General features: G+C 62.0%; 4 protein-coding genes. 2 read left to right on the top strand and 2 right to left on the bottom strand.

Annotation, left to right across the window (positions count from 1 at the left end):
* Nucleotides 1–572: ATP-binding protein (locus VMA74_RS16855; RefSeq protein WP_325369055.1), on the bottom strand; the 572-nt coding region annotated here is incomplete at its 3' end.
* Between the two features lie 199 nt (nucleotides 573–771).
* Complete coding sequence (htpX, locus tag VMA74_RS16850) at nucleotides 772–1,665, bottom strand: protease HtpX (RefSeq protein WP_325369053.1); 894 nt, start codon at nucleotides 1,663–1,665, stop codon at nucleotides 772–774.
* A 144-nt stretch (nucleotides 1,666–1,809) separates the two neighbouring features.
* Between htpX and gluQRS the strand changes: the two genes are divergently transcribed.
* Nucleotides 1,810–2,676, top strand: a complete 867-nt coding sequence (gene gluQRS / locus VMA74_RS16845; RefSeq protein WP_325369051.1) for a tRNA glutamyl-Q(34) synthetase GluQRS — start codon at nucleotides 1,810–1,812, stop codon at nucleotides 2,674–2,676.
* A 138-nt stretch (nucleotides 2,677–2,814) separates the two neighbouring features.
* Nucleotides 2,815–3,056: SDR family NAD(P)-dependent oxidoreductase (locus VMA74_RS16840; protein ID WP_325369049.1), on the top strand; the 242-nt coding region annotated here is incomplete at its 3' end.

Here is a 3,056-nt window from a genome sequence, read left to right as displayed (position 1 = left end):
CGCTTGAGGAAATCGTCCTCATCGGCTTTCAGGTGCAGGATGATCGAGGTGCCGCGTTCGGCTAGCTCGACCTGCTCCAGTGCGTATTCGCCCTTGCCGTCGCTCTCCCACTTCACGCCTTCGCTTGCCGGCAAACCCGCGCGGCGGCTCAGCACGGTGACCTTGTCGGCCACCACGAAAGCCGAGTAGAAGCCCACGCCGAACTGGCCGATCAGGCGTGCGTCGCTTTTCTGCTCAGTGCTCATCGCTTCCAGGAAGCGCCGCGTGCCGGAGCTGGCGATGGTGCCCAGGTTGGCGACGATTTCATCGCGGCTCATACCGACGCCATTGTCGCGCACGGTCACGGTGCGCTTGTCGGCATCCCAGCTCACGTCGATATGCAGCTCGGCATCGCCGGCAAGCAAGTCGGGTTTGCCGATGGATTCGAAACGGAGCTTGTCGCAGGCGTCCGATGCGTTGGAGATCAGTTCGCGCAGGAAGATTTCCTTGTGCGAGTACAGCGAGTGCGTCACCAGGTGCAGCACCTGGGCGACTTCGGCTTCGAATTTGCGGGTTTCGGCTGTCGTGGTCATGGCGTCATTAAAGGTTGGTCAGATCACAAAGGAGAACAAAGTTACCTCTCCACGGGAGAGGAGCGGGTGAGGGACCAAGGTTTACCCCATACATCAACGAGCAACGCCCTGAACCCGGCGATGCCGCCGGATTCGCCCCTTACCCTTACCCAGCTCTCCCGTCTATCAACTTTTGCTTACGGGAGAGAAGGAAAACCCATTACATCATCTGCTTTTGCAGCGCCGCAATGCGCTCATCCAACGGCGGGTGGCTCATGAACAAGCGCTGCAGACCCTGCACCAACGGCCCGGAGATGCCAAACGCGGCCATGGTCTTGGGCAGCGTGCTTTCGCCATGGTTGAGCTGCAGACGCTGCAGCGCGGAGATCATCGCACCGCGGCCGGCGAGCTTGGCACCCGCGGCATCGGCACGGAATTCGCGCCAGCGCGAGAAGGCCATCACGATCATCGAAGCGAACAAGCCGAACACCAACTGCAGCACGATCACCGAAACGAAGTAGCCGATGCCGCCGCCCTCCCGGTTGTCGCGACCACCGGAAAGCCAGCTGTCGACCAGGCGGCCCACGATGCGCGCGGCCACGATCACCAGCGTGTTGAGCACGCCCTGGATCAGGGTCAGCGTCACCATGTCGCCGTTGGCCACATGGCCAATCTCGTGTCCGAGTACGGCAGCGATCTGCTGCCGATCCATCTGCTGCAGCAAACCGGTGCTTACCGCGACCAGCGCATGGTTCCTGCTCATGCCGGTGGCGAAGGCGTTCATTTCCGGGGCGTCGTAGATCGCCACCTCCGGCATGCCGATACCCGCGTTCTGCGCATGGTGGCGCACGGTATCGACCAGCCAGCGCTCGGCCTCGTTTTGCGGCTGCTCGATCACGCGCGCACGGGTGGTCATCTTCGCCATCCATTTGGACATGGCCAGCGAGATGAAGGCGCCGCCCATGCCAAAGACCGCGGCGTAGGCAAGCAACCCACCCATACCACCGTAGCCATGCACGGCGGCCCACTGATCGATGCCGAAGATATGGCAGACGACGCTCAGCAGCAGCAGGACGGCGATGTTGGTAAGAAGGAAAAGTGCGATGCGGCGCATAGTCATCCCTAAAGAGTTCTTCCGAAAAACCTGGCGATGGTAACCAAGCCCCAGAGATTCTGGCTAAGCCTGCGTTTTTCAAGAGTTAAACGCCACAACCTGCCCCGCCTCCGACACACCGGCCAGCTTACGTAAAATGGCGCGATGAGCTATCGCGGACGCTTCGCCCCCTCCCCCACCGGTCTCTTGCACGCGGGTTCGCTGGTCGCCGCCGTGGGGAGCTGGCTCTGCGCGCGCCATGCCGGCGGGCAGTGGCTGGTCCGGATGGAAGATATCGATCCGCCACGCGAGGTGCCAGGTTCCGCCACGGCCATCCTGGCGGCCTTGCCCGCGTTCGGCCTGGTGGCGGACAAGCCGGTTGTCTATCAGTCGTCACGCATCGCCGCCTATGACGCCGCCTTCGAACAACTGCGAGGGGCGGGCCTTGTGTTTCCATGCTGGTGCAGCCGGAGCGACTTGGCAACGGTGGGCGGCATCCATCGTGACGGCCGCTGCATGGCCCACCCCGATCCCCAACGCAAACCGGCGTGGCGTATCCGTGCACCGGATGAAACCATCCGCTTCATCGACGAGCTGCAAGGCCCGCAGCAGCAGCGCTTGCGTGAAAACGTAGGCGATTTCGTCATCCGCCGCGTGGAAGGCTTCTATTCCTACCAGCTTGCCTGCGTGGTAGATGATGCCTGGCAAGGCATCACCCAGGTGGTACGCGGCAGCGATCTGCTGGATTCCACGCCGCGGCAGATTTGGCTGCAGCGTTGCCTGGGTTTGCCGACACCGCGTTACCTGCATCTGCCGCTGGTGCTGGACGGCGAAGGCCGCAAGCTGTCGAAGTCCGAACGCTCACGCGAGGTCGATCCATCCGACCCCATGCCGGGCCTGCGCCGCGCGCTCGCGTTTCTAGGCATCATTACGGCCGAAACAGCCATCCATCCTTCGGATTTGCTGGATGCGGCGCTCAGGCATTTCGATCCGCGCCGTTTGACGCAATGCAGCGATCATCGCGCCGCTTAACCTTGTATAACGATCCGATGCGCAGCTTCGGCGTGCCGTCAAGAACTGCTATGCCTTCGTGATGTCTGCGTATAACCTCAGCGGGTTCGCGCGCCTTGCGCGGTACTTCATTACGCAGACATTACAAGGAGAACAGGCATGACCCAGCGTACGGCTCTCGTCACAGGCGGCACTGGCGGCATTGGTACCGCGATCGTGCGCTACCTGGCCCAACAGGGACATAAAGTTGTCACGAATTATCGCGACGAGGCAAAAGCCGATGCCTGGCGCAAGACCATGGAGCAGGGCGGCATTGAAGTCACCCTGGTGCAGGGCGACGTATCCGATCCGGTTTCGTGCGAAAACATGATCAGCGCCATCCACCACAAAGTCGGCCCGGT

It is taken from the genome of Dyella sp. (assembly GCF_035508675.1).
Taxonomy (GTDB): domain Bacteria; phylum Pseudomonadota; class Gammaproteobacteria; order Xanthomonadales; family Rhodanobacteraceae; genus Dyella_B.
The sequence above is the reverse complement of the archived record's forward strand: the minus strand, read 5'-3'. Positions and strand labels throughout refer to the sequence as shown.

Bases quoted from the DNA above. Each gene is read 5' to 3' on its own strand.
- htpX (WP_325369053.1), bottom strand. From the start codon at position 1,665: ATGCGCCGCATCGCACTTTTCCTTCTTACCAACATCGCCGTCCTGCTG.
- gluQRS (WP_325369051.1), top strand. From the start codon at position 1,810: ATGAGCTATCGCGGACGCTTCGCCCCCTCCCCCACCGGTCTCTTGCAC.